At 72.5% G+C, this 22,559-nt stretch carries 24 protein-coding genes and 2 pseudogenes; 14 read left to right on the top strand and 12 right to left on the bottom strand.

Going from position 1 to position 22,559, the window contains the following annotated elements:
- Nucleotides 1-56: 56 nt before the first annotated feature.
- The gene (locus tag VNL12_RS08610; RefSeq protein ID WP_325593559.1) at nt 57-461 is read right to left on the bottom strand and encodes a hypothetical protein; all 405 of its coding nucleotides are present in this window, start codon (nt 459-461) and stop codon (nt 57-59) included.
- Between the two features lie 156 nt (nt 462-617).
- On the opposite strand from VNL12_RS08610, the gene VNL12_RS08605 reads away from it, so the two are divergent.
- Together VNL12_RS08605 and VNL12_RS08600 are read left to right on the top strand one after the other, a co-directional pair.
- Entirely contained in the window at nt 618-1,280 is a 663-nt protein-coding gene (locus VNL12_RS08605) for a metal-dependent transcriptional regulator (protein WP_325593579.1), read from the top strand.
- 79 nt (nt 1,281-1,359) lie between these two features.
- Entirely contained in the window at nt 1,360-3,708 is a 2,349-nt protein-coding gene (locus VNL12_RS08600) for a penicillin acylase family protein (protein WP_325593557.1), read from the top strand.
- Between the two features lie 101 nt (nt 3,709-3,809).
- On the opposite strand, the gene VNL12_RS08595 is transcribed toward VNL12_RS08600, so the two are convergent.
- Complete coding sequence (locus VNL12_RS08595; protein WP_349257818.1) at nt 3,810-4,220, bottom strand: nitroreductase/quinone reductase family protein; 411 nt, start codon at nt 4,218-4,220, stop codon at nt 3,810-3,812.
- 412 nt (nt 4,221-4,632) lie between these two features.
- Here VNL12_RS08595 and VNL12_RS08590 point away from each other — a divergent pair, with 412 nt between their 5' ends.
- Nucleotides 4,633-5,106, top strand: coding sequence for a Fur family transcriptional regulator (locus tag VNL12_RS08590; protein ID WP_325593553.1), 474 nt, complete (start codon nt 4,633-4,635; stop codon nt 5,104-5,106).
- A 15-nt stretch (nt 5,107-5,121) separates the two neighbouring features.
- Nucleotides 5,122-5,451 (top strand): FAD-binding oxidoreductase, encoded by a 330-nt coding sequence (locus VNL12_RS08585; protein WP_325593551.1) that lies wholly within the window; start codon nt 5,122-5,124, stop codon nt 5,449-5,451.
- A gap of 256 nt (nt 5,452-5,707) precedes the next feature.
- Here the strand turns inward: VNL12_RS08585 and VNL12_RS08580 are convergent, their stop codons facing one another.
- A complete protein-coding gene (locus VNL12_RS08580; protein WP_325593549.1) occupies nt 5,708-7,309 on the bottom strand; it encodes an NAD(P)/FAD-dependent oxidoreductase in 1,602 nt (533 codons plus the stop codon).
- Nucleotides 7,310-7,525: 216 nt separating this feature from the next.
- On the opposite strand from VNL12_RS08580, the gene VNL12_RS08575 reads away from it, so the two are divergent.
- Nucleotides 7,526-8,200 (top strand): DsbA family protein, encoded by a 675-nt coding sequence (locus VNL12_RS08575; RefSeq protein WP_325593547.1) that lies wholly within the window; start codon nt 7,526-7,528, stop codon nt 8,198-8,200.
- Nucleotides 8,197-9,051 (top strand): maleylpyruvate isomerase family mycothiol-dependent enzyme, encoded by an 855-nt coding sequence (locus tag VNL12_RS08570; protein WP_325593546.1) that lies wholly within the window; start codon nt 8,197-8,199, stop codon nt 9,049-9,051. Before VNL12_RS08575 ends, VNL12_RS08570 begins: the two co-directional genes overlap by 4 nt.
- A 105-nt stretch (nt 9,052-9,156) precedes the next feature.
- Here the strand turns inward: VNL12_RS08570 and VNL12_RS08565 are convergent, their stop codons facing one another.
- Together VNL12_RS08565 and VNL12_RS08560 are read right to left on the bottom strand one after the other, a co-directional pair.
- Nucleotides 9,157-9,471, bottom strand: a complete 315-nt coding sequence (locus VNL12_RS08565) for a hypothetical protein (RefSeq protein ID WP_325593544.1) — start codon at nt 9,469-9,471, stop codon at nt 9,157-9,159.
- Entirely contained in the window at nt 9,471-10,088 is a 618-nt protein-coding gene (locus tag VNL12_RS08560) for a DinB family protein (RefSeq protein ID WP_325593542.1), read from the bottom strand. The genes VNL12_RS08565 and VNL12_RS08560 overlap by 1 nt, the downstream gene beginning before the upstream one ends.
- A gap of 61 nt (nt 10,089-10,149) precedes the next feature.
- Here VNL12_RS08560 and VNL12_RS08555 point away from each other — a divergent pair, with 61 nt between their 5' ends.
- Nucleotides 10,150-11,136, top strand: coding sequence for a YafY family protein (locus VNL12_RS08555; protein ID WP_325593540.1), 987 nt, complete (start codon nt 10,150-10,152; stop codon nt 11,134-11,136).
- 75 nt (nt 11,137-11,211) lie between these two features.
- Here VNL12_RS08555 and VNL12_RS08550 read toward each other — a convergent pair whose 3' ends face one another.
- Nucleotides 11,212-12,489, bottom strand: a complete 1,278-nt coding sequence (locus VNL12_RS08550; protein ID WP_325593538.1) for an acetyl-CoA hydrolase/transferase family protein — start codon at nt 12,487-12,489, stop codon at nt 11,212-11,214.
- 132 nt (nt 12,490-12,621) lie between these two features.
- Between VNL12_RS08550 and VNL12_RS08545 the strand changes: the two genes are divergently transcribed.
- Complete coding sequence (locus VNL12_RS08545) at nt 12,622-13,599, top strand: diadenylate cyclase (protein ID WP_325593536.1); 978 nt, start codon at nt 12,622-12,624, stop codon at nt 13,597-13,599.
- Nucleotides 13,600-13,843: 244 nt separating this feature from the next.
- Here VNL12_RS08545 and VNL12_RS08540 read toward each other — a convergent pair whose 3' ends face one another.
- A complete protein-coding gene (locus VNL12_RS08540) occupies nt 13,844-14,446 on the bottom strand; it encodes a molybdopterin-dependent oxidoreductase (RefSeq protein WP_325593535.1) in 603 nt (200 codons plus the stop codon).
- 7 nt (nt 14,447-14,453) lie between these two features.
- Between VNL12_RS08540 and VNL12_RS20885 the strand changes: the two are divergent.
- A pseudogene (locus VNL12_RS20885) lies at nt 14,454-14,894 on the top strand (TetR/AcrR family transcriptional regulator); the annotation flags it as partial.
- A 210-nt stretch (nt 14,895-15,104) separates the two neighbouring features.
- On the opposite strand, the gene VNL12_RS08535 reads toward VNL12_RS20885, so the two are convergent.
- Nucleotides 15,105-15,968 carry an AMP-binding protein gene (locus tag VNL12_RS08535; RefSeq protein WP_325593534.1) on the bottom strand — a complete coding sequence of 288 codons (864 nt, stop codon included), beginning with the start codon at nt 15,966-15,968 and terminating at the stop codon, nt 15,105-15,107.
- A gap of 223 nt (nt 15,969-16,191) precedes the next feature.
- Nucleotides 16,192-17,295 (bottom strand): ferritin-like domain-containing protein, encoded by a 1,104-nt coding sequence (locus tag VNL12_RS08530; protein ID WP_325593532.1) that lies wholly within the window; start codon nt 17,293-17,295, stop codon nt 16,192-16,194.
- Between the two features lie 246 nt (nt 17,296-17,541).
- On the opposite strand from VNL12_RS08530, the gene VNL12_RS08525 reads away from it, so the two are divergent.
- Nucleotides 17,542-18,087: a DUF488 domain-containing protein gene (locus tag VNL12_RS08525; RefSeq protein ID WP_325593530.1), complete on the top strand. Its 546-nt coding sequence runs from the start codon at nt 17,542-17,544 to the stop codon at nt 18,085-18,087.
- Nucleotides 18,088-18,124: 37 nt separating this feature from the next.
- Here the strand turns inward: VNL12_RS08525 and VNL12_RS08520 are convergent, their stop codons facing one another.
- On the bottom strand, nt 18,125-18,967 hold the full coding sequence (locus VNL12_RS08520) for a peptide deformylase (protein ID WP_325593528.1): 843 nt from the start codon (nt 18,965-18,967) through the stop codon (nt 18,125-18,127).
- Between the two features lie 213 nt (nt 18,968-19,180).
- Here VNL12_RS08520 and VNL12_RS08515 point away from each other — a divergent pair, with 213 nt between their 5' ends.
- Nucleotides 19,181-19,480 carry a hypothetical protein gene (locus VNL12_RS08515; RefSeq protein WP_325593526.1) on the top strand — a complete coding sequence of 100 codons (300 nt, stop codon included), beginning with the start codon at nt 19,181-19,183 and terminating at the stop codon, nt 19,478-19,480.
- 84 nt (nt 19,481-19,564) lie between these two features.
- Complete coding sequence (locus tag VNL12_RS08510) at nt 19,565-20,167, top strand: flavodoxin family protein (protein WP_325593524.1); 603 nt, start codon at nt 19,565-19,567, stop codon at nt 20,165-20,167.
- A 55-nt stretch (nt 20,168-20,222) separates the two neighbouring features.
- On the opposite strand, the gene VNL12_RS08505 is transcribed toward VNL12_RS08510, so the two are convergent.
- On the bottom strand, nt 20,223-20,915 hold the full coding sequence (locus VNL12_RS08505) for a response regulator transcription factor (RefSeq protein ID WP_325593522.1): 693 nt from the start codon (nt 20,913-20,915) through the stop codon (nt 20,223-20,225).
- A gap of 239 nt (nt 20,916-21,154) precedes the next feature.
- Complete coding sequence (locus tag VNL12_RS08500) at nt 21,155-21,475, bottom strand: MGMT family protein (protein WP_325593520.1); 321 nt, start codon at nt 21,473-21,475, stop codon at nt 21,155-21,157.
- Between the two features lie 150 nt (nt 21,476-21,625).
- Between VNL12_RS08500 and VNL12_RS08495 the strand changes: the two are divergent.
- Both VNL12_RS08495 and VNL12_RS08490 read left to right on the top strand, forming a co-directional pair.
- A pseudogene (locus tag VNL12_RS08495) lies at nt 21,626-21,844 on the top strand (alcohol dehydrogenase catalytic domain-containing protein); the annotation flags it as partial.
- A gap of 192 nt (nt 21,845-22,036) precedes the next feature.
- Nucleotides 22,037-22,297: a hypothetical protein gene (locus VNL12_RS08490; RefSeq protein WP_325593517.1), complete on the top strand. Its 261-nt coding sequence runs from the start codon at nt 22,037-22,039 to the stop codon at nt 22,295-22,297.
- The last annotated feature ends 262 nt before the right edge of the window (nt 22,298-22,559 follow it).

The raw sequence follows: 22,559 nt of genomic DNA, 5'->3' as shown, positions 1-22,559 counted from the left end.
GGCCGGCGCTCCGGTGGATGCCGACCGGTGCCCAGGGCGCATGCTCATCTCGGCGGTCAGCGGGCCGGATCGACCCAGAGCTCACCCTCCATCGAGGGGTGGATGTCACAGACGTACTCGTGGCGCCCCGACGTCGTGGCGTCGTAGACCAGCGTCTGGGTGATCGGGCCCCGCTCGAGGGGGGTCTTCTCCCGGCCCGAGGGGCCGAACACCGAGAGGTTGTGGTCGACCGAGTCGTCGCGCAGGTCGACGGTGAAGGTGATCTCCGTGGCCTCGTCGACCCGGAGGCAATCGGTGTCCCACGCCAGGTTCTCCCCGACGAGGGTGACGGCGCCGTCGGTGATGCGGTCGCAGTCGGCCGGGGCGCCCGAGGGCTCGTCGTCGCCACAGGCGGCCAGGGCCCCGACGAGGAGGGCGGCGACGGCGAGCAGCGTCCGGGGTGAGCGGCGGCGACGGGGCACGGGCGGACCGTACCGAGCCGAGCCCGTCGGGAGCAGGTCGGACGACGTCTGTCACACGGCGTCCGAGGGCGATTCGACGTCGATTCGCTGGCCGACGCCCGGGATCGGGAGGGCCGCCCACGGGCAGGGCGGCGCCGGTAGGCTCTGCCCGTGGCCATGTACCGCGCGCCCGAGTACCACCCCGCCTTCGAGGAGTACTGCGAGGCGATCTTCGAGCTCAACGAGGACGACGTCGACGTCATCCAGGCTCGCATCGCCGAGCGCCTCGAGGTGTCCCGCCCCGCCGTGTCGGAGATGATCCGCAAGCTCGAACACGAAGGCCTCGTCGACCTCGACGGCCGCATCACCCTGACCACCGACGGCCTGCGCCTGGGCGAGTCCGTCGTGCGTCGCCACCGCCTCGCCGAGCGCTTCCTCACCGACGTGCTCGGCCTCTCCTGGGCCGAGGCGCACAAGGAGGCAGGCAAGTGGGAGCACGTCATCTCCCTCAACGTCGAGGAGGCCATGGACCGCCTGCTGGGGGAGCCCACCACCTGCCCCCACGGCAACCCCATCCCCGGCGCCGACTACCTGGCGCCCGACGCCAGCCCCCTCGCCGATGTGAAGGTGGGCTCGTCGTTCACCGTCAGCCGCATCCCCGAGGAGCTGGAGTTCAGCCCGGGGATGCTCGAGTTCCTCGAGCGCGCCGACATCCTCCCGGGGCGCGGCGGCGTGGTCACTGCCGCGTCGCCCGATGGGACCACCACGGTGGAGATCGGCGGCAGCCACGTGGGCATCGGCGCCTTCGCCGCCGCCCGCATCCTCGTGCTCGACCGCTGAGAGGCCCTCCCGGCGAGGGCCTTCCCGCCCGAGCCTGGCGCCGTCGCGACCGACGCAGAAGACGTGGCCCAGTGTGCCGGTGACCGAGCAGGGGGACGGCCGCTACCAGGCCGACATCCGGTGGACCACCCACGGCGTGGTCCACATCCGGGCCCACGACTGGGGCGGGCTGGGCTTCGGGCAGGGCTGGGCCTGCGCTCGAGATCACCTCCCGACCATCGCCGACCAGATCGTCAAGGTCCGCAGCGAGAGGGCCCGCTTCCACGGCGCCGGGCCCGACGGGGCGCACCTGGCCAGTGATCTCGGCTACCGGGTGCTCGGCGTGGTCGAACGGGCCGAGGCCTTCCGCGCCGCGCAGCCGCCCGAGGTGCGCGACCTCGTCTCGGGCTACGTGGCCGGCTACGACGCCTGGCTGGCCGAGGCCGTTCAGACCAGCGCGCTGCCGGCGTGGTGCGCGGCCGCCGAGTGGATCCGACCGATCGACGAGACCGACCTGTACGCCTACCTGGGTGACGTCGCCCTCATGGGCAGCGGTCGCAACCTGGCCGGCATCATCGGCCGGGCCGAGGCGCCGGGCCCCGACGGCCCTCGCCTGCCGTCCCCGCTCAGCGCCCTCGGCGGCGGGCCCGCGGGGGCCAGCAACGGGTGGGCCCTCGGCGGCGACGTGACCGCCTCGGGCCACGGGATCGTCATGGCCAACCCGCACTTCCCGTGGGGCGGTGAGGCCCGGTTCTGGGAGTGCCACCTAACCCTGCCCGGTGAGCTCGACGTCTACGGGGTGTCACTGCTCGGCACCCCGGGCGTGCAGATGGGGTTCAACGCGGATGTGGCCTGGGCCCACACGTTCTCCAAGGGCCACCGCTTCACCCTCGCCCGCCTCGACCTGGTGCCCGGTGACCCCACGCGGTACCGCCACGGCGACGACGAGCGGGAGATGACCGCCACCACCCACACCGTCGCGGTGCGCGAGGAGGACGGCTCGCTCACCACCGTCGAGCGCACGCTCTGGTCGAGCCACCACGGCCCGATGGTCAACCTGCCGCTGCTCGGCTGGGGCCTGGAGGACGCGTTCACCTACCGCGACGCCAACATCGACAACGTCGCCGTCGTGCGCCAGTTCCTGGAGATGGACAGGGCTCGGAGCATGGACGACCTCCAACGGGTCTTCGGCGAGGTCCAGGGCCTGCCGTGGGTCAACACCCTCGCCGCCGACCGCCACGGGCGGGCGTGGTACGTCGACGGGTCGGCCACGCCGGCCATCTCCGCCGATGCCCAGCGCCGCTACCGCTCCCGGGTCGCCACCGACGTGGTCGCCGGGTTGCTCCTGGCGAACCGGATCGCCCTGCTGAACGGCAGCGACCCGGGCGACGACTGGGTCGACCGGCCTGGGGCCCGCAGCCCCGGCCTGGTCCCCCACTGCGAGCAGCCCCAGCTCGAGCGGCGCGACTACGTGGTCAACGCCAACGACTCCCACTGGCTGGCCCACCCCGCGGCGCCGCTCGAGGGGTACTCGGTGCTCCACGGCTTCGAGCGCACCCCTCAGAGCCTGCGCACCCGCCAGAACCACCGGGTCGTGGCGCGGATCGCGGAGCTCGGCGGCGCCACCGTCGAGAGCGTCGTCGCTGCGGTGTTGGACAACGCCAGCCTCAGCGCCGAGCTGCTCGTCGAGGCGGCGATCGGCCGGCTCCGGACGGCCGGGGTCGTCGACATCGAGGGCACCACGGTCGACCTGGGCCCGGCCGCTCGGGTGCTCGACCGGTGGGACGGTCGGCTCGACCGGGGCTCGGTGGGCGCAGTCCTCTGGCGGGAGCTCATGGCCGGGTTCGCCGAGTCCGAGTGGCGCAACGGCGGCCCGCTCTTCGCCGCCGCCTTCGACGCCGATGACCCGGTCGCCACCCCCGCCGGACTGGCCCCCGCCCCCGCCCCCGACAGCGCCCCGGACCCGGTGGCCATCGCCGCCGGCGGCGCCGTCGTCGCCCTGGCTCGGGCCGGCATCGCCATCGACGCACCCCTCGGCGATGTCCAGTGGGTGCAACGGGGCGAGAGCCGCGTGCCGGTCCACGGCGGCGGCGAGGGCGAGGGCGTGCTCAACGTGGTGGCGCCGATCGGCGCCCTGGCCGGCTCGTCGCTCGAGCCCGGCCCGGCGCCCCTCGAGCTGCTCGCCGGCCGCTCCGAGCGCACGGGCCTCCGTGCCGGCGGCTACCGCTGCACCTACGGCACCAGCTTCGTGATGGCCGTCGAGATGACGAACACCGGTCCGGTGGGCCTGGGTCTGCTCGCCTACGGCCAGTCCGGCGACCCCCGATCACCTCACCACGTCGACGGCACCGAGGCCTACGCCGAGAAGCAGCTCCGGCCGCTGCTCTTCACCGACACGCAGATCGAGGCCGACCCGCTCTTGGCCCGCCGCACCGTCAGCGGCGGCTGAGAGGCCGCTCTCGATCGGAACGGGTGTCCGGGAGACGCCCGTCCTGGCCGGTTCTGAGAGGCCGGCGACCAACGCACAAGCCGGGCCCGGCACGGCGTCGGTCAGCGCCGCGGCTCGCAGATGACCACAGGGATGTCGCGGTCGGTGCGCTTCTGGTAGCCGGCGTAGCCCCGGTAGGCAGCGGTGATCCGGGGCCAGAGCTCAGCCTTCTCGCCGGGATCCGCGGTGCGGGCGCGCATGGCTCGGGTCTCACCCGCGATGGTGAGCTCGACGTCGGGCTCGGCCACCAGGTTGCGGTACCACTGCGGGTCGCGGTCATCGCCGCCCTTGGAGGCGACGAGCACCGTCCGCCCGTCCTCGTGGATCGGGGCGGTCAACAGCGTCGAGCGGCGCTGGCCCGACGTGCGGCCGGTCGTGTGGAGCTCGACGGTCGCCATGCCGTAGGGCGCGCTCAGCAGCCGGCCGCCCGACACCTTCAGGATCATGCGGTGGCTGGCGTTCATCGCCTTCATACCGAGATCGGTGATGGTCTCCTGCACGCCCACGTCAGCCTCCGAGCCGTCCGACACGATCGTACCGCCGCCCCCGGTCGGCCCCTGCCCGACTCGGTCTCGGTCTCGGTCTCGAACCTTGAGCGCTTCGCCTCCCGGGAGCAGGTCACCCGCTCAAGGTTCGAGCGACGGCCAACGCGACCGGAGGACCCCCCGGGCGAGGCCGAGCCACGGTCAGCGCCATCACCGTCCTCCGCGTCCTGTTCACGCCGTTCTCCCCCGTCGGGGCCAGGCGGCCACAGCGCAGGCTCGTACGGAGCTGGTCCCCGTGGCGCACGTCCGTACGAACCTCGGCGAGAGGCGTCGCCGGAAGCGAGCCGAGGACGGGGTCAGGGGTGCGGACGGCGCGTCGGTCGGGCACGATGGGGCGGCGATGATCGACCCGACGCCTGCCCACCACCGGGCTCCCCACGTCCACGACGACGTCGACCAGCGGATCGATGCCGCCCTCGAGCTGCTCCGCGAGGACGGCGGCCGGGTCACCACCGCCCGCCGGGCCATCGTGACCAGCCTCTACCGGGGCCAGGACCACCACGTGACCGCGGAGGACGTGGCCGCCGCGGTCCAGGCCCAGCACCCCGATGTCCACCTCTCCACCGTCTACCGCACCCTCGACGCGCTCGAGCGCCTCGCGGTGGTGGCCAAGGTCGACCTGGGCCCCGGTCCGGCCGTCTACCACCTCGTCGACCACGTCCACCACCACCTCGTCTGCGACCGCTGCGGCACGGTGATCGAGGTGCCCGGCAAGGTGATCGAGCCCCTGGCCGCCGCGCTCGAAGCCCGCGTCGGCTTCGTCGCCTCGCCGCACCGGCTGACGATCTCCGGCCTCTGCCGCTCCTGCCGGTAGCGGGGACTTGAGTGGGTGGCCGACCGGGCTCCCCCAGCCCAGCCGTGGCGCACGGCACGGGTCGTCGCCGTGCGCCGCGAGACGGCGCGGGCCACGACCTTCTGCCTCGACCTGGGCGAGCCGTCGGTGCACCACGCCGGGCAGCACTACAAGGTGCGCCTGACCGGGTCCGACGGCGACACCGCGTCGCGCTCGTACTCGGTGGCCTCGCCTCCCGACGGGTCCACCACCATCGAGCTCACCGTCGAGCGGCTCACCGATGGAGAGGTGTCCGGCTTCGTCCACGACGTGGTGGTCGCCGGTGACGAGCTCGAGGTGCCCGGCCGGACGGCTCACCGCCGATGACCTGGCACCGGTGCTCCTGCCCGGGGCCACCGCGTACGTGTGCGCTCGACGGGCTTCGTGGCCCACGCCCGCTCCCTGCTGATCGGCCGGGGCCAACCCGCGGAACAGATCCGGGTCGAGAGGTTCGGCCCCTCCGCGCCCTGACGCCGGCCCACCGGCCCCGAAGACCCCGAGCTGGTGCGCATCCGCACGCTCCCCAGGGGTGATGTGCTCACCGGGCGCGGCGCGGGGGCTCGGCGGGGACCACACCGGGTCACTACCCGAGCGCGAAGCCCCGGTAGCCGTCGGCCGCGACCTGGGCGCAGGTCTCGGCGTAGGTCGGGAAGCCGGGCAGGGGCATGAAGACCCGGGTCTTGCCGGGCACGTTGGCGCCCAGGTACCAGGAGTTGCAGGTCGGGAACAGGGTGAGGCCGGCGACGGAGTTGACGAAGTCGACCCACTCCTCCTGGGCGTCGAAGGTCGCCTCGATCGTGCGGTGGCCGTGGGCGCGCAGGTGGGCGACGCAGTCGGAGATCCAGTCCACGTGGTGCTCGATCGAGACGATCATGTTGGTCAGCACCGACGGGCTGCCCGGGCCGGTGATGGTGAAGAGGTTCGGGAACCCCGACACGCCGAGGCCGAGGTAGGTGTGGGGCCCGGCGGCCCACGCGTCGCGAAGGGCCACGCCGTCGCGGCCGCGGATGTCGATGCGGGCCAGGGCGCCGGTCATGGCGTCGAACCCGGTGGCGAACACGATGGCGTCGAGGTCGTGGTGCCCGGCAGTGGTGCCGATGCCCGTGGGCGTGATCCCCTCGATCGGGGTCTCGCGCAGGTCGACGAGGCTGACGTGGGGCCGGTTGAACGTCTCGTAGTAGCCGGTGTCGATGCAGAGGCGCTTGCACCCGATGACCTGTGACGGCGCCAGGCGCTCGGCCACCTCCGGGTCCTGGACGACCCCCCGGATCTTCCCGCGCACGAACTCCGCCGCGGTCTCGTTCGCGGCCGGGTCGAGCAGCAGGTCGTTGAACGACCCCAGGAACGTGAAGCCGCCCCGGTCCCACCGCGCCTCGTACTCGGCGAGGCGATCGTCGTCGTCGGCCTGCAGGGCCCCCTCGTCGCGCCGAGGTACCCGCGACCCGAAGGCAGTGGGCATCAGGCGGTCGGCAGCGCGAAGCTTGCCGTAGTCGGCCTTGATGGCCTCCGCCTCGGCCGGGTCGAGCGGACCGTTGCGGGCGGGCACCGTGTAGGCGGGGGTGCGCTGGAACACGACGAGCTCGGAGGCCTCCTCGGCGATCACCGGGATGGACTGGATGCCCGAAGAGCCGGTGCCGATGACCCCGACCCGTCGGCCGGTGAGGTCGACCCCTTCATGGGGCCAACGCCCGGTGTGGAACGTGTCGCCGGCGAAGCGTTCGGCGCCGGGGATCGCCGGGGTCATGGCCGCCGACAGGCAGCCGGTGGCCATCACCAGGTGCTGGGCCGACACGGCGTCACCGGCGTCGGCTCGCACGGTCCACCGGCCGGCGCCCTCGTCCCAGTGGGCTGCGGTCACCCGGGTGTCGAAGCGGATGCCCGAGCGCAGGTCGAAGCGGTCGGCGACGTGCTCGGCGTAGCGGAGGATCTCGGGCTGGCCGGCGTAGCGCTCGGACCACTCCCACTCCTGCTGGAGGTCGTCGTCGAAGGAGTAGGAGTACTCCATGCTCTCCACGTCGCAGCGGGCGCCGGGGTAGCGGTTCCAGAACCAGGTGCCGCCGACGCCCGTGCCCGCCTCGATCACCAGGGCGTCGAGACCCATGCCCCGCGCCCGGTGCAGCATGTACATCCCGGCGAAGCCGGCCCCGACGATCACCATGTCGAAGGGGCGGGGTGACTCGGTCATGGCGCTGGGCTCCAGTGTGCCTCGGTGCCCCACCGGTGCGGGTGCGGGCGCAGGTGGTGATGACCGTAGGTGCTCCCCGTCCACCCGTTCGTCACCGCACCCCGGAGCCCGACGCCGGCCAGTGCCGGCCCAGTGCCGGCTCGGACGGGCGAGGCAGCGGCCGGTGCCGGGGCCGGAGTGTCAGACTCGGCGGGCCCGACCCCCGGAGGCCGCACCGTGGACAGACCCGAGGCCGTCGACTTCCACTTCGACATCATGTGCCCCTACGCGTTCCAGACCTCGCTCTGGATCCGCGAGGTCCGCGACGAGATCGGCCTCGACGTGCGGTGGAAGTTCTTCTCGCTCGAAGAGATCAACCGAGCCGAGGGGAAGAAGCACCCGTGGGAGCGGGAGTGGTCCTACGGGTGGTCGATGATGCGCATCGGTGCCCTGCTGCGACGGAACGACCCGGACCTGCTCGATGCCTGGTACGCCCGGGCCGGCGCCGCCCTGCACACCCACGGGCGCAAGCCCCACCGGCCCGAGGTCGCCCGCGAGCTGCTGGCCGAGATGGACCTCGACCCGGCCGTCGTCGATCGCGCCATCGCCGATGGCACGACCCACGACGAGGTGAAGGCCGACCACGACGCCGTCGTCGCATCGGCGGGCTGGGGCGTGCCGATCCTGCGCTTCGACGACGGCCAGACGTTCTTCGGGCCCGTGGTGGTCGACCCGCCCACGGGCGCCGCTGCCGTGCGGCTGTGGGAGCTGGTCTGCGGGTGGCGGGAGTTCCCCCACCTCTACGAGCTGCAGCGGCCCAAGCAGACCGATGACATCGCCCTCATCGGTGAGCGGTTCCGCCCCTACCTCGAGAGCCGGGACTGGATCACGATCCAGAAGGAGACCCCGTGAGACACCGCGAGCGCCTCGACCAGACCGCCGTCATCGACGCCCTCGCCGCCGAGCTGGCGTCGCTCGACGAGCTGCTCTCCGACCTCACAGATGACGAGTGGAGCACGCCGACGGCGCTGCGGGGCTGGGACGTGATGGCCAACGTGGCCCACATCGTCGGCACCGAGGCCATGCTCGCCGGTGTCGACCCGCCCCCCGACCTCGACGACGTCACCAGCCGCCCCCACGTCCGCAACGACATCGGCGGGTTCAACGAGACCTGGGTCGCGGCGCTGGCCGACGAGGCGCCCGCCGCCGTGCTCGACCGGCTCCGCACCCTGACCACCGAGCGCCTCGCCGCCCTGCGGGCCATGGACACCGAGGCCTGGGACGCCGAGGGCTTCACCCCCGCCGGGCTCGACACCCACGGCCGCTTCATGCGCATCCGGGTGTTCGACTGCTGGATGCACGAACAAGACATCCGCGACGCCGTCGGCCGCCCCGGCCACACCACCGGCCCCGCGGTCGAGCTGGCCCTCGACGAGCTGGAGACGGCCATGGGCTTCGTCGTCGGGAAGCGGGCCGGCGCCCCCTCCGGGGTCACGGTGACCTTCGCCCTGCACGGCGGCGGTCATGACCGCGGCGCCACGGACGGCGTCGACCGGCAGATCCACGTCGTCGTGGCCGAGCGGGCCTCGGTGGTGGCTGCGCTCGACGGGCCGGCGACGGTCATGATCCGCACCGACGTGCACACCTTCAGCCGTCTCGCCGGAGGGCGCACCACCCCCGACGCGGTGGGCGATGCCGTCGCCATCGACGGCGACGAGGACCTCGGCCACCGCATCCTGGCGAACCTCTCCTACACCATCTGATCTGCCAAAGCGCGTTCTGGCCACCCTGGTGGGACCCGTGGACGCACCAGGGTGGCAGTTTCAGGTCTGGGTGCCACTCGTCCGCCGTGGGGGCGCGACGCGGCCTCAGCCGAACAGCCGGTCGATGACCGCCGACCAGTGCGCCCGCTGGCGCTCGCGGTGCTCGGCGTCGGCGAGGTGCTCCTGGTGGAAGCGAACCGTCGTGCCGGTCTTCGCCTTCGTGATCGCCACCTGCACGATGGTGCCGTCCCAGCCGACCCGGATGCGGTCGAGCGGTCGGTGGCTGCGGACGTCCTCGGCCTCCTCGCCGAGCCAGGCCGACGTGTCCTCGATGCGGGCCCAGACCTCCTCGGGGGTGAGCGGCACGGTGCGCGAGACGCCGATCTGCCAGCCCGAGTCCCTGGTCTTGCCGACCGGCATCAGCGCCGCTCCTGAAACTGCGTACCTGAGTCGCGCTGGGCGCGACTCAGGTACGCAGTTTCGGGTGGCACTCGGCGACGGTACAGGTCGCGCAGCAGCGCCACCTCGGCGAGGTGGTGGATTGCCTCGCGGTGGATGTGGAGCACGAGCGCCGCGTAGGAGAGCTCGGCGAAGTCACCCTCGGACTCGCCCACGGGCTGGGCCAGCCTCGCCTCGTCCAGGCCGCGCACGCCTTCGACCCAACCGGCGTAGACGTCATCGAGGAGGACGAGGGCGGAGCGCGCATCGCCGGGCCAGTCGACGGTGAAGTAGTCCATCGGCGGACCCCCGAAGTGGGCGGCGTTGCGGACGCCGAAGACGCCGACGATCACATGGCCGAGGCGCCAGGCGATCGTCGTGACCGGCGCCGGCTCCGGCTCGGGGAGCTCGAAGTCGGCGACGAGTTCCCCGCCACCGGCGGCCATCGCCGTGCGGGCCTCGGCGCGGGGCCGGATGCTCCAGGCGCCGGGCACCGGCTCCCAGAGGTACTCCTCGTCGGTGAGCCCGTCGAGGCCGGGTCGCACCTGGTTGTCCCAGTGGTACGTGAGCTGCTCGCAGAGGAGCGATGTCCAATCCATGGCGGTGGTTCTACCGTCCCATGCGGACAGCTTCGGTCCGCATGGCGCGAGAATCTCGGCGATGTCCGATACCCCCGGCCGTCTCCTCCGGCTCCTGTCCCTGCTGCAACAGCGCACCGACTGGTCGGGCCCAGAGCTGGCCGACCGCCTGGGGATCACGACCCGGACGGTGCGGCGCGACATCGATCGGCTCCGGGGACTGGGCTACCCCGTCGACGCCGGCCCCGGCGTCACCGGCGGCTACCGCATGGGCACCGGCGCAGCGCTGCCCCCGCTCCTGCTCGACGACGACGAGGCCACGGCCATCGCCATCGCACTGGGCACCGCCGCGGGCGGAGCCCTCCAGGGCGTCGAGGAGCCGACGCTCGCCGCCCTGACGAAGCTCGACCGGCTCCTGCCGCCGCACCTGCGGGCGCGCGCCGAGGCCGTGCGAGCCACCACGCTGCCCCTCGGCGGGGCCGACCCGGTGGCCGCGAACGTGCTCGTGACCGTGGCTCGCGCCGCGGCCGACCACGAGCGCCTCCGGATCGCCTACGTCGACCGTGAGGGCCGGAGGACCGAACGGCGCATCGACCCGTACCGGCTGGTCTCGACCGGGCGGCGCTGGTACCTCGTCGCCCTCGACGTCGACCGGGGCGACTGGCGGACCTTCCGGGCCGACCGCGTCACCAGCGTGACCGCGACCGGCCACCGCTTCCACCTCGACGAACCGCCCGACGCCGTCGACCTCGTCAGCCGGGCATCGGGGGTGTCGCCCTACCGCTACGCGGCGCAGGTGGTCGTCCACGCCTCGCCCGAGCACGTGGCGGCCAAGGTGCCTCCCACCGTGGGCGTCGTCGAGCCGCACCCCGACGGCTCACTGCTCACCGTCGGGGCGGATGACCTGGCGTTCCTCGCCGGGCACCTCGTCGCCCTCGATCTGCCCTTCGAGGCCCTCGAACCACCCGAGCTCCGCCACCTGTTGCGCCGGACCGGCAAGCGTCTCGTCGCCGCCCACGCGGTGGCCGACCGTGGTCGACGCCCGCCCGCCGCTCCGTCCGGCCCCTAGACCTGACCTAGAGCGTTCTGGCCACCTTCGTAGGGTCCGCGGACCCATCATGGTGGCCGTTACGGGTCTCACCGGTCAGCGGAAGAGGCCGAGCCCGCGTCCGGCGACGGTGAGCTGGTCGCGGGCCGAGGGGTCGGCCACCGCGATGAGGGCCCGGGCCCGGTCGGCCAGCGACCGGCCTCGCAGCTCGGCCACCCCGTGCTCGGTCACCACGTGGTCGACGGTGTTCTTGAGCGTGGTGACCACCGAGCCGGGGCTGAGGGTGGCGACGATGCGCGACGTGCCGTCGCGGGTGGTCGACGGCGTGACGATGAAGGCCTGGCCCTCCTCGGCGTACATGGCGCCCCGGGCGAAGTCGGCCTGACCGCCCGACGACGACCAGTACCGGCCGGCCACCGTCTCCGACGCGCACTGGCCGAGCAGGTCGACCTCGGTGGTGGCGTTCACCGAGGCGAAGCGCCGCATCCGGGCGATCACCCGCGGGTCGTTGACGAAGTCGACACCGAGCAGCTCGACCACGGCGTTGTCGTCGAGCCAGTCGTAGAGCCGGCGGGTGCCGAGGCAGAACGTGGTGACGACCCGGTTGCGCCGTACCTCCTTCTCGACCCCGGTGACCACCCCGGCCTCGACCAGATCGACCATGCCGTCGTGGAGAAGCTCGGTGTGGATGCCGAGGTCGCGGTGGCCGCTCAGGGCGTCGAGCACGGCCGCCGCGATGGACCCGATGCCGATCTGGATCGTCGCCCCGTCGGGAATCCGCTCGGCCACCCGCGCCGCGATGGCCCGGTCGATGTCGTTGGGCTGGGCCCGGGGGACCTCGATCAGCGGCCGGTCGGACTCGCACCAGCCCGCCACCTGGGAGTGGTGGATCGTGTTGGCGCCGCGGGTGCGGGGCATGTGCGGGGTGGCCTCGAGGAAGAACGGCACCCGGCCGATCAGCCGGGCGACGTAGTCGGCGTTGGTGCCGAGGCTGAAGTAGCCGTGGCGATCCGGCGGTGAGCAGGCGGCCACCACCACCGAGCACTTGGTGGAGCGCTGCAGCAGCAGCGGGACCTCCGAGAAGTGGTTGGGCACCAGGTCGACGGTGCCCTCCCAGTACGCCGGGCGGGTGACGCGGGAGAGGAAGTACGACACGTGGCGCAGGCGGTCGCCGTGGGCGCCGTGCAGGTAGGGCCGGTCGTGCAGGGCGTGCATCTGGTGGACCCGCACGCCTTCGAGTGACCCGGCTCCGGCCTCGATGGCGTCGAGCACCGCCGTGGGTTCGCCGTTGGCGAGGGGCACGATCACGTCGGCTCCGGGCGTGAGGTGCGAGAGCACCGCGGCGGGCGCCACCGCAGGCGCGAGGGCAACCATCAGCCGCCGGCCGGGTCGTCGGGGACGGAGGTGGCGTCGGGGGTGGCGTCGACGGTCATGGCGGTCAGGCTAGGAGCCGGTCCGCAGCACCCGGCGGGCGTGAACCGGCCCGGTCGTTCATAGCCTGCGGCGATGCAACGCGACCACCGCCCCGCTCCCGCCCGGCGGCGCCGCCTCGTCGAGGAGATGGCCGAGGTCGGCCTTGGGCTCGACGGCTCCGGTCCCGACCACGACCTCGTCCTCGACGAGCTCGATTACGCCCTGCGACCCCGGGTGCACGAACGCCGTGTCCCGAGCTTCGGGGCGATCGTGGCCCCGACCACCGACGCGGCCGGTTGGGAGGCGACCACCGGCCTGGCCGTCGATCGGCGCGACGTCGGGGCGCGACCGACCGCCGGAGCCCGCTTCTACGCGGACGGACTCTCCAGCTGGCTGATCCGCTGGGACGCCGATCGTGATGAGGGCGCAGTGTTCGACCGCCCGGCCGGGTCCGAGCGCGACCTGGTCGTGCTGGCCGAGGCGATGGGGGCGACGCTCGTGCAACGCCACCCGTCAGGCACGGTGCGCGTCGTCGGGAGCTTCGGGGTGTTCCGGTGGGACGGCCTGCGCTGGCACCACGAGCCCCTCGTCTCCTCGTGGATCGACGCCGTGAGCGCGGGCGCGACCGACGGCGAGCGCGACGTGGTGGAAACGCTGCTGGAGTTCGCCGTCCACGACCTCGGCGCCCGCAACATCGGCGCCACCCTCCTCTACCGTCCCGCCGACGCTCCGGGGCCCAGCCTCGAGGCCCGCCTGCCCCTCCCCCCGCCGCTCGCCATCGGCCACCCTCCCGACCTGGCGCCGCTGCGCCACGTCATGGGCCAGGTCGACGGGGCGACCCTGTTCGACGGCGAGGGCGTGGTGCGCCACATCGGGGTTCGGCTGGTGCCCAGCGTCGAGGCCGAGACCGGCGTCGCGGGCTACCGGGGCATGCGCCACACCGCAGCCCGCCGCTACAGCTTCGATGATCCCGGGGCCACGGTGATCGTCGTCAGCGAGGATGGGCCCGTGACCGTGTGGCGCGCCGGTGAGCTCCTCGCCGCGTCGGCCGCGGACGCGCCCGAGGCCTGACCTCACCCCCCATCCCTGCGGGCCTCGCTCGATGCCGCCTTCGAGGTCGGACTCGACGTGGTGGTCGGCGGCATCGCGGCCCGAGCGGCGGGGCGACGACGCTGAGCCGAGGGGCGGGAGTCAGCGAAGTGGTGAGCAACGGCCGCCGGCTTCTGAGACCTGCAGCGGACACCCATGTCCGCCTCGCACCTCAGAATGGCGGCGACCAACCCTCGCCTCGAGGATCGACTGGAGCGTGAGCCGGTCACGGGGGCGGCGATGGGGTACGACGGCGCCGGCTGCCGTGAGCGCTGAGGAACCTGATGGGCGGGATGAGGAGCCGGTAGACGGGCCGCAACGACCAGGCTGGGAGATAGCGATGACGTTCCTCCTCCCAGACCCTCGCCCTCGGATGGGGCTTGAGCAAACGCATCGCCGGAGATGTGTGGACTCCTGTCGGCTCGGCGGTGTGGAGCTCGATGCGCCAGAGGTGTTTGGTACTGACGAAGCCGTACTGGTTGGGGCTGACCAGTCGGACCGGCGCGCCGTGGTCACCGTCGAGCGGACGGCCGTCGAGACGCTCGGCGATGAGCACGTCCTCGGTCAGGGCGTCCTCGATCGACACGACCGACCGGTGGCCGTCGAGACCGCCGAAGACGAGGTGGGTGACCGACGTGTCTGGTTGCACCGACGGCTCGATGATCGTGCGATAGAAGATCTCGAACGCGACGCCCTCCCAGCGCAGGTTGGTGGCGGACCACCCCGCCACGCAGTGAAGGTCGGCGGTGAGCTCTCGGCGGGGAAGCGTCGCGAGGTCGGCCAGTGAGACGTCGAACGGCTCGATCACGGCGCCGCTGATCTTGATCACGGGATCGATGGGGACAGCGGGGGCGGGTCGGTGGAGGTGCGTACCGAAGCGCGGGAACCCATCGCTGGCGCGTTGCCCAGGGGGAAGCGTCACGTCGGGGCGCCGAGCCGGGACGCCGAGCGAGGACCCGCCCGCCCGGTCCGCCGCATCATCGCCGGGCAGACGGCCAGGTGCCGGAACGACGTGGTCGAGGCCAAGTGAGGCACTGTATCATACATACGTGGATGTACGTACTTTGATGACCGGTTCAACCGCGGCGCCGCCGGCAGCTCGTCAGCGTCCGACCCAGGCGGAGCGGAGCGCCCGCACGCGGAGCGCGTTGCTCGAGTCGGCCGCGAGGGGCCTCTCCCGCTACGGCTACGGCAACCTGGTGCTCGAACAGGTGGCGCGCGAGGCGGGCTACACCCGCGGTGCGCTGTATCACCAGTTCAAGGACAAGGAGGATCTGGCCCTCGCGGTGATCCAGTGGGTCGACGAGACGTGGAGGCGCGAGGTGGGTGACCTGGCCGCGCAACAGTCCGATCCGGTCGCGGCGCTGATCGCGATGGCGCGCGGTCACGCCGTGTTGTGCCGACGAGACATCGCCCGCGTCGCGATGGCGCTGAGGGTCGAGTTCAGCGGTCAGGACCATCCGGTTGGGCAGGAGCTGGAGCGGATCTCACAAGCGCTGGTCAAGCGCTGCGCCCGCCTGATCAACGCAGGGCGCAGAGACGGGTCGATACCTCCCGGCCCACCCGCCCGGGCGGTAGCGCTGGGCGTTGTCGGAGCGATGGAGGGCGCTGTGATCGCGCTCGCCGGGCAAGCACCGCACGACGAGGTACTGGCAGCGCGCGCGGTTGCGGGCGTGCTCGGGCTGGACGGTCCGCCAGCACGCCCAGCCCCCTGATGGATCGGTGTCGAGCCGGCGCATCGCCCGGGTCGTCGCCATGGCCTCGAAGATGTCCATCAGCTGCTCTCCCTGGTCAGGTGGCGTAGAGGTCGCGCAGGCCATGGCGGCGCCCTCGGGCAGGGTGCGGTGCACGCCCTTGGGCCGCCCGGTGGTGCCCGACGTGTAGAGCATCTGGGTCCCGGGTGAGGGGTCGTCGATGTCGACGCCGAACTCGGCGGCCAGGGCGTCGTCGTAGGGCTCGAAGCCGTCGATGGCGCCGCCCACCGCCAGGCGCACCGTGCACTCCGGCGCGCCCGCGACCGCGCCGGCGGCCATGGCCCCGACGGCGGCGTCGGCGACCAGCGCCCTCGCCTCGCAGTTGGCCACGATGTTGCCCGCCTCGTCACCGGTGAGGTGCCAGTTGATCGCGGTGAGGCGGAACCCGGCGCGGTGGGTGGCGTAGACGACCTCGACCATCTCGGCCCGGTTGGTGGCCGCCACCGCCACGGCGTCGCCGGCCACCAGACCGCGACGACGCAGCGCCCGCACCAGGCGGTTGGCGTTCGCGTTGAGCTCCGCGAAGGTGCGGTCGCCGCTCGGGGCGACGACGGCCGGGCGATCCGGCTGCTGCTCGGCCCACCAGGCCAGCGTCATGCCCCGCCCGGCCAGCCGCCGGCGCCCTCGTCAGGGCTCTCGGCGCCCGCAGCGTGCTGAGCACCCCGCGGGTCGTGAGCATCCTGCGAGTCGTGAGCACCCTGCGAGTCGTGAGCACCCTGCGGCTCGGCGACGGCCGGTGCCTCGTCGACCGCGGTCCGACGGGCGGTCGCAGTCAGCGGCGCGCCGCCTGGGGTGCCGGCGTTCGCGGCGGGCGGCGGGTTCACGCAGGGCTGACGGCGCGGTCGCGGGCGACCTCGTCGTAAGCCTCGTAGTCCGAGCCGGTGTCGTCGCCGTGCTCGTAGCGGAGCAACCCGGCCTCACCCCAGCGCTCGCGCAGGTGCCCGTCGTTGGCGTCGAGCAGTCCGAGCTTGCGGACGTTGGGGACCAGCTTGGAGTAGAAGGCCTGCTCGAAGCTGGTGAACAGGCTCCGGTCGAGTGACGCGGCGGCCTCAAGGAGGTGCGGCATGACCTCGTCGACGTTGACGCCCAGGCGCTCCCACATCTCCGGCGTGGTCGACCGGGCCCGGTTGCGCAGCGAGCTCTCGAGCAGGAACTCCTGGCGCTCGGCCAGCTCGGCGGTGGTCAGGCCCTGGTAGTACTCGGCCAGGCTGAGCACCCCGAAGGCCACGTGGCGGGCCTCGTCGCTCATGACGTAGCGCAGCAGCTTCTTGAGCAGCGGCTCCTGGGTCGAGCGCAGCATGGTGCCGAAGGCGGCGAGGGCCAGACTCTCGATGACGATCTGCATCCCGAGGTAGGCGATGTCCCACCGGCTGTCCTCGATGAGGGCGGTGATCTGGCCCTCGAGGAACGGGCTCATCGGGTAGGCGTCGCCCAGCTTGGTGTGCAGGTACTTGGCGAAGACCTCGGTGTGGCGGGCCTCGTCCATCGTCTGGGTCGCGGCGTAGTACTTGGCGTCGATCCACGGCACCGTCTCGACGATCTTGGCGGCGACCATCATCGCCCCCTGCTCGCCGTGCATGAACTGCGAGAGCTGGGCCTTGAGCGACTCGATGCCGAGCAGGGTGAGCTCGGCCTCCCCCCAGGTGGAGATGGGCGAGCCCGGCAGCTTCGTCGCGGCGCGAGCCAGCTCGACAACGACGCTCGGCTCCTTGGCCGTGGTCACGAGCCGCTCCGGGTCGACGTCGATGGCCCAGTCGAGGTCGGTCACCGAGCTCCACTGCGACGCCATGGCCTTGTTGTAGAGCGTGACGAGCTGGTCGCGGCTGCGGTCGTAGTCCCAGAGGAACACCCGCTCGGCGTTGTCGGTGATCAGCTTGATCGACGCATCGACCTCGGCCGCGTCCGGCATCTGGACGGCGGTCATGCTGCGGTGGTCCGGAGTCCGGTGATGAGGTGACCCATGGCATGACGGTACCCGCTCAGCACCGAGTTGACCCGCGGGTCAGTCGGACCCTCCCAGACGCCGCCCCGTCGCCGGAGCCCCGCCGAGGCGTACTGGTAGGGGTGCTGGGGGCGGGAGGCCCCAGGACCCCTACCAGTTGCGGTCGCGTGGCCGGTCCAAGTCACCTCAGGGCAGCGTGACGGAGCCGGCGCCGGGTAGGGCCCGGTCGTGACACCGATCCGCACCTTCGGGCACGGCACCCTCGAGGCCGACGACCTGGTGGGGCTCGTGCGGGCGGCGGGCATCGAGGCGATCGTCGATGTCCGGCGCTACCCCGGCAGCCGGCGCAGCCCGCATCTCGGGCGCGACGCGATGGAGGAGTGGCTCGATGCGGCGGGCATCGGCTACCGCTGGCTGCCGGCGCTCGGCGGACGGCGCAAGGTCGCGCCGGGCTCGCCCAACGCCGGGCTCCGCAACGAGTCGTTCCGCGCCTACGCCGACCACATGGCCACCGACGAGTTCCGCGCCGGGCTCTCCGAGCTGCTCGACCTGGCTGCCGCCCGTCCGGTCGCGGTGATGTGCTCGGAGTCGGTGTGGTGGCGCTGTCACCGGCGCCTGGTGGCCGATCACCTCGTGCTGGTCGACGACGTCGCGGTCGAGCACCTCTTCCCCGATGGTCGCCTCACTCCTCACCCTCCGGCGCCCGAGGCCCGTCGGGTCGACGGCGACGTGGTCTACGACGTCGGCACCCAGGGCGCGCTCCTCGACGACTGAGCGATCCACCGGGGCTCGGTGTGCGGGGTGTCAGGTGTCAGTAAGGGGACCCGGGGAGCCATTCGAGGTCGATGCCGTCGTCGGCCATCACCCCGTAGACGCGGTCGCGGTCGTCACCGGTGAGGCGCTGGACGTACTCGATGCCGTCCAGGTGATCGATCTCGTGGTGGCAGATGCGGGCCACGATCTCATCGGCGGTCACCTCGACCACGTCGCCGTGCAGCGTGCGACCCCGCACCTGGATCCACTTGGGGCGCACGACGGGGGCCTCGACATCGTCCACCTGCAGCGACAGGCAGCCCTCGGTGTAGCGCCACGTCCCCTCGGTGGCGCGCACCTCGGGGTCGATGATCGTCTCGGGGACCGCCCGCTTGTGCACCTGCACGAACATCCGCAGCGGCGCCCCCACCTGGTTGGCCGCCAAGCCCACGCCCGGCGCCCGGTGCATCACCTTCACCATGTGCTTGGCCAGCTTCCTCACGTCACCGGTCACCCGGCCGACCGCTTCGGTGGAGACGTGGAGCACCCGGGTCTGAACAGGAGCGACACCCCGGGCGGCCCGGTCGTCCTCCTGATCCGTCGGCCAGACGTCGTCCACCCGCCAGGTCTCACTGATGCCGGCGGGCACGGCCACCGCCCGACCCGGGTCGATGGGGGCCACGAGGTGCTCGGCCGCGTCGGGGTGGCTGATGCTGAAGCGCCGCCCGCAGCTGCACGTGCAGACATCCTTCACCGAGCCGCCGTCGGTGCTCCACGTCGTGACCCGGTGCAGCGGCGCGCACACCCGGTCGCCGCCGCGCACCGGGCAGTCGGTCAGCGTGACCCGTCCGGCGTGCTCGACATCCTGGGACGAGCGGGCTCGTCCGGGGCGACGGCTCACCGGCGCCTCCTTGGGATGCCGGCCGGTCCCATGACCCCCAGGGCGCCGGCCGATCCTCTCGATCCGAGGGCCTCCTCGCCGGTCGTCGTCGCCAGGTCTCCCGAGGTCGACGCGTCCATCCCGGCGACGGTACCGGTGAGCCTCCCGAATGGCCACCGTGGGGACGGCCCGGTCGCGGCGCCCGAGCACCGCCACCAGCGACGCACCCCCCCGGTGCTCGTTTCCGGCCCCGACGAGCGGGAAGCCCTTGAGCCCGACGACGAGGAGGCCGACATGGCGCACGGTGACGACAGTGGCGGCCAGGTCCAGGAGCCCGACAACAGCACGGTCGAGGACTGGCTCGGCCAGGACGTGGCGCGCGACGAGGAGGTCGCCGACAAGGCCGTGGCCGAGAACGACACGCTCGAGGAGGCCGAGGCCCAGTTCAACGACGAGGCCGAGGGCAAGGAGACCCATGACCTGGGCTACCCGCGCCCCGGGGGCGACCCCGAGCCGGGGAGCGACTCACCCTGATGCCGGCCGGTGCGACGGCGGTCGCACCGACGCGTGGGTCCGTCGACGCCGTTTGGCCGCCACGGGCAAGGGAAGGCCCGGCCAATGACCCTTCGCGCTCTTGCCCTCAACTGCACCCTGACGTCCTCGCCCGCCGAGTCGAGCACCGAGCTCATGTGTCGGCGCATCCTCGACGCCCTCGCCGAGCACGACGTGGAGGGCAGCCTGATCCGGGTGGTCGACCACGACGTCAAGCCCGGGGTGACCTCCGACGAGGGGAACGGCGACGAGTGGCCCGCCATCCGCACCCAGATCCTGGCCTCGCAGATCCTGGTCGTCGGCACGCCGATCTGGCTCGGCTCCCCGTCGAGCGTGTGCCGGGGGGTGCTCGAGCGCCTCGACGCCTTCCTCGGTGAGGAGGACGACCAGGGTCGCATGGTGAGCTACGACCGCGTCGCCGTGGTCGCCACCGTCGGGAACGAGGACGGCGCCCACCACGTCGCCGCCGAGCTCTACCAGGCCCTCTCCGACGTGGGGTTCACCATCCCGCCCAACGGCCAGGTGTACTGGGTCGGCGAGGCCAGGGGCTCGGTCGACTACAAGGACCTCGACCCGCAGCCCGACAACGTCGCCTCCACGGTCAGCGACGTGGCCCGCAACGCCGCCCACCTGGCCCGCACCCTGCAGGACGCGCCCTACCCGGCGTGACCGGGGCGGCCGCCCGCGAGGCTCGTCGCTCCCGTCGGGCGCACGGGCGCAGGCCTCAGCGCAGCGGACGGGCCAGGTTGGGCAGCAGCCCCACCCGGTGGGCGGTCACGACCAGCTCGACCGCCGTCGAGCAGTCCAGCTTGGCCCGCAGCTGCTTGAGGTGGTCGCGCACCGTGGCCAACGAGATGCCGGCGTCGTGGGCGATCTGCTGGGGGGTTCGACCCTCGGAGAGACGGCCGAGCACGTTCAGCTGGCGGTCGGTGATGCCGTACTCGGCGGCCACGTCCGCCACCCGGGCGTCGGCCGTCACGCTCTGGTGGAACTCGTCGCCGTTGAGGTCGCAGAGCGCGGCGAAGACCTCGTGGAGGCCGAGGCTGGTCGATACGACCGCCGAAGCTCCCCGCTGGACCAGCTCATGTTCGACGTGAGCGTCGACGTCGCCGGCCAGGACGACGATCGTGGCCCGGGGATGGCGCTCCCGGGCCAACGCCAGCTCCCCCACCAGGTCGGGGCCCGGCGCCGCCACGTGGAACAAGATGGCGTCGACGCGACCCAGCTTCGGGATCGTGGCGAAGCTCTCGCCCGACCCCACGCAGTCGAAGTGGACGGTCTCGCCGGCCAGCCGGCGGAAGGCGTCACGGTGCATGCGGGCCGGATCGACGACGACCAAGCACACGGTCCCGGGGATCGCCGCCGTGGCACAGGTGCCGTCCGGCTCCAGGTCGACTCTCATGTAATCGTCGGTCACCCCCATCGTTCGGTGCGCCCGCCTCACCGGATGGGCCGAGGTGTGGAGAGGGTCCGGTGGGCGCACCTCGATGATCGTAGGCCCAGGCGCCCTCCGCCCATGGCCATCCTCGATGGTTGAACGTCGCTCCCAGCACGAGCGCGAGGTCGCGGTGCGAGCGAGATCGGGTCAGTGGGCTCACGGCGGGCGGACGCCGCGTTGGCGCGACCCGCGCGTCCACGACCTGACCGACACAGGGTTTAGGCGGGGTGGACCCGGCGGTCGTCGTCGACGTGGTGGCCCTCGGCCTCGAGCAGCGGCGCCTGGACCGGCGCGTGGGTCCGGTACAACCGGCCCTCCGCCGGCAGCACCCGCCACCAGGGCAGGCCAGGTGCGCACCGCAGCACGTTGGCGACCGCTTGGCCGCCTCCCGGTCGCCCCAGCTCCTCGGCCAGCTCGCCGTAGGTGATCAGCTCGCCCGTGTGCAAGGTCCGCACCGCCTCGACCACGTCGCGCTGGAACGCCGTCGGCTCGTGCCCGTCGGGCCAGGGCGCGGCGTTGGGAGGGAGCGACACCGCCACGGACGGCGACGGTACCGGAGCCTCGAGCACTTCGAGCCGCTCGTCGGGCGGACCCTCGCGCCGCGTGCGGGACGCGCCCCGCAGCGAATGAGGTTTCCGCTCGGATCGGCGGGGGGAGCGGCGCCTGACCGCAACCGCAGAGGAGCAACGATGAAGGCAGTCGTGTACCACGGGGTCGGCGACATCCGACTCGATGACGTGCCCGATCCGACCATCCAGGAGCCGACCGACGCCACCGTCGGGATCACCGCGTCGGCCATCTGCGGCACGGACCTTCACTTCGTCCGCGGGACTATGGCGGGGATGGTGCCGGGCACGATCCTCGGCCACGAGGCCATCGGTGTCGTCGAGGAGGTCGGGTCCGACGTGCACGTCACTGCCCCGTAGCGGGCCGCCTTCACGTACAGCGCCCCGGTCGCGGCGTGCCTCTCTGCAACGCCTCGGCTTGTCGTGGACGGATACCTCCGGTAGGGCAACCAGCGGAGGTGGCGCCGTCACCCGTCAGGGTGAACTCCGAGAAGAAGGGGTGTCGCTGATCAGCCCCCCGGTAGTCATTGTGCAATGAGCGACATCACCGACGAAGGGAACGAAATGTCAGACACTAACGAGCTCGAGGAGCGCATCCGAGGCCTAGAGACGGCACAAGCCACTCAGGCCGCGACGGCAGCGGGAGCTGAGGCCACCCAGGCGGCCGCACAGGCGGGTATCACCTCGACGATGACAGCGATGAACGCCGGAACCATGGCGACCATGGCTGCCGGCGCTGCGGGCTTCATCGCCGGCCTCTTCCTGGGCCTCGCCGTCAGCAACGCCAGGCGCTAAATCGCCACCCCGTCCGTGTTCGTCATAGGGCACGGCTCGGCGAGGGCCCCCGCTAGCCCACCGCTAGCCCCAGGGCTGCGGGGGCCCTCGCACAGGACTGAGCACGAACCACCAGAGGCCCTGCGTAGCGGCCGCGATGCGGGTCCTCCAGGCGGCCTGGCCCCGGTGTTGCTCGTCGGTCTGGGTTCGTCCTCGCCGGCCCGGGTAGCCAGTGGTCATGACCATCGAGACCGGAACCAGCCTCACCTGCGCGAGCCCCGAG

Origin of the sequence: Iamia sp. (genome assembly GCF_035575815.1) — a bacterium.
Taxonomy (GTDB): domain Bacteria; phylum Actinomycetota; class Acidimicrobiia; order Acidimicrobiales; family Iamiaceae; genus Iamia.
The sequence above is the reverse complement of the archived record's forward strand: the minus strand, read 5'-3'. Positions and strand labels throughout refer to the sequence as shown.

Excerpts from the sequence above, each read along its gene's own strand:
- VNL12_RS08605 (WP_325593579.1), top strand. The coding sequence starts at position 618 with ATGTACCGCGCGCCCGAGTACCACCCCGCCTTCGAGGAGTACTGCGAG.
- VNL12_RS08595 (WP_349257818.1), bottom strand. The coding sequence starts at position 4,220 with ATGAAGGCGATGAACGCCAGCCACCGCATGATCCTGAAGGTGTCGGGC.
- VNL12_RS08590 (WP_325593553.1), top strand. The coding sequence starts at position 4,633 with ATGATCGACCCGACGCCTGCCCACCACCGGGCTCCCCACGTCCACGAC.
- VNL12_RS08580 (WP_325593549.1), bottom strand. The coding sequence starts at position 7,309 with ATGACCGAGTCACCCCGCCCCTTCGACATGGTGATCGTCGGGGCCGGC.
- VNL12_RS08565 (WP_325593544.1), bottom strand. The coding sequence starts at position 9,471 with ATGCCGGTCGGCAAGACCAGGGACTCGGGCTGGCAGATCGGCGTCTCG.
- VNL12_RS08560 (WP_325593542.1), bottom strand. The coding sequence starts at position 10,088 with ATGGATTGGACATCGCTCCTCTGCGAGCAGCTCACGTACCACTGGGAC.
- VNL12_RS08555 (WP_325593540.1), top strand. The coding sequence starts at position 10,150 with ATGTCCGATACCCCCGGCCGTCTCCTCCGGCTCCTGTCCCTGCTGCAA.
- VNL12_RS08550 (WP_325593538.1), bottom strand. The coding sequence starts at position 12,489 with ATGGTTGCCCTCGCGCCTGCGGTGGCGCCCGCCGCGGTGCTCTCGCAC.
- VNL12_RS08545 (WP_325593536.1), top strand. The coding sequence starts at position 12,622 with ATGCAACGCGACCACCGCCCCGCTCCCGCCCGGCGGCGCCGCCTCGTC.
- VNL12_RS08535 (WP_325593534.1), bottom strand. The coding sequence starts at position 15,968 with ATGACGCTGGCCTGGTGGGCCGAGCAGCAGCCGGATCGCCCGGCCGTC.
- VNL12_RS08530 (WP_325593532.1), bottom strand. The coding sequence starts at position 17,295 with ATGACCGCCGTCCAGATGCCGGACGCGGCCGAGGTCGATGCGTCGATC.
- VNL12_RS08510 (WP_325593524.1), top strand. The coding sequence starts at position 19,565 with ATGACCCTTCGCGCTCTTGCCCTCAACTGCACCCTGACGTCCTCGCCC.
- VNL12_RS08490 (WP_325593517.1), top strand. The coding sequence starts at position 22,037 with ATGAGCGACATCACCGACGAAGGGAACGAAATGTCAGACACTAACGAG.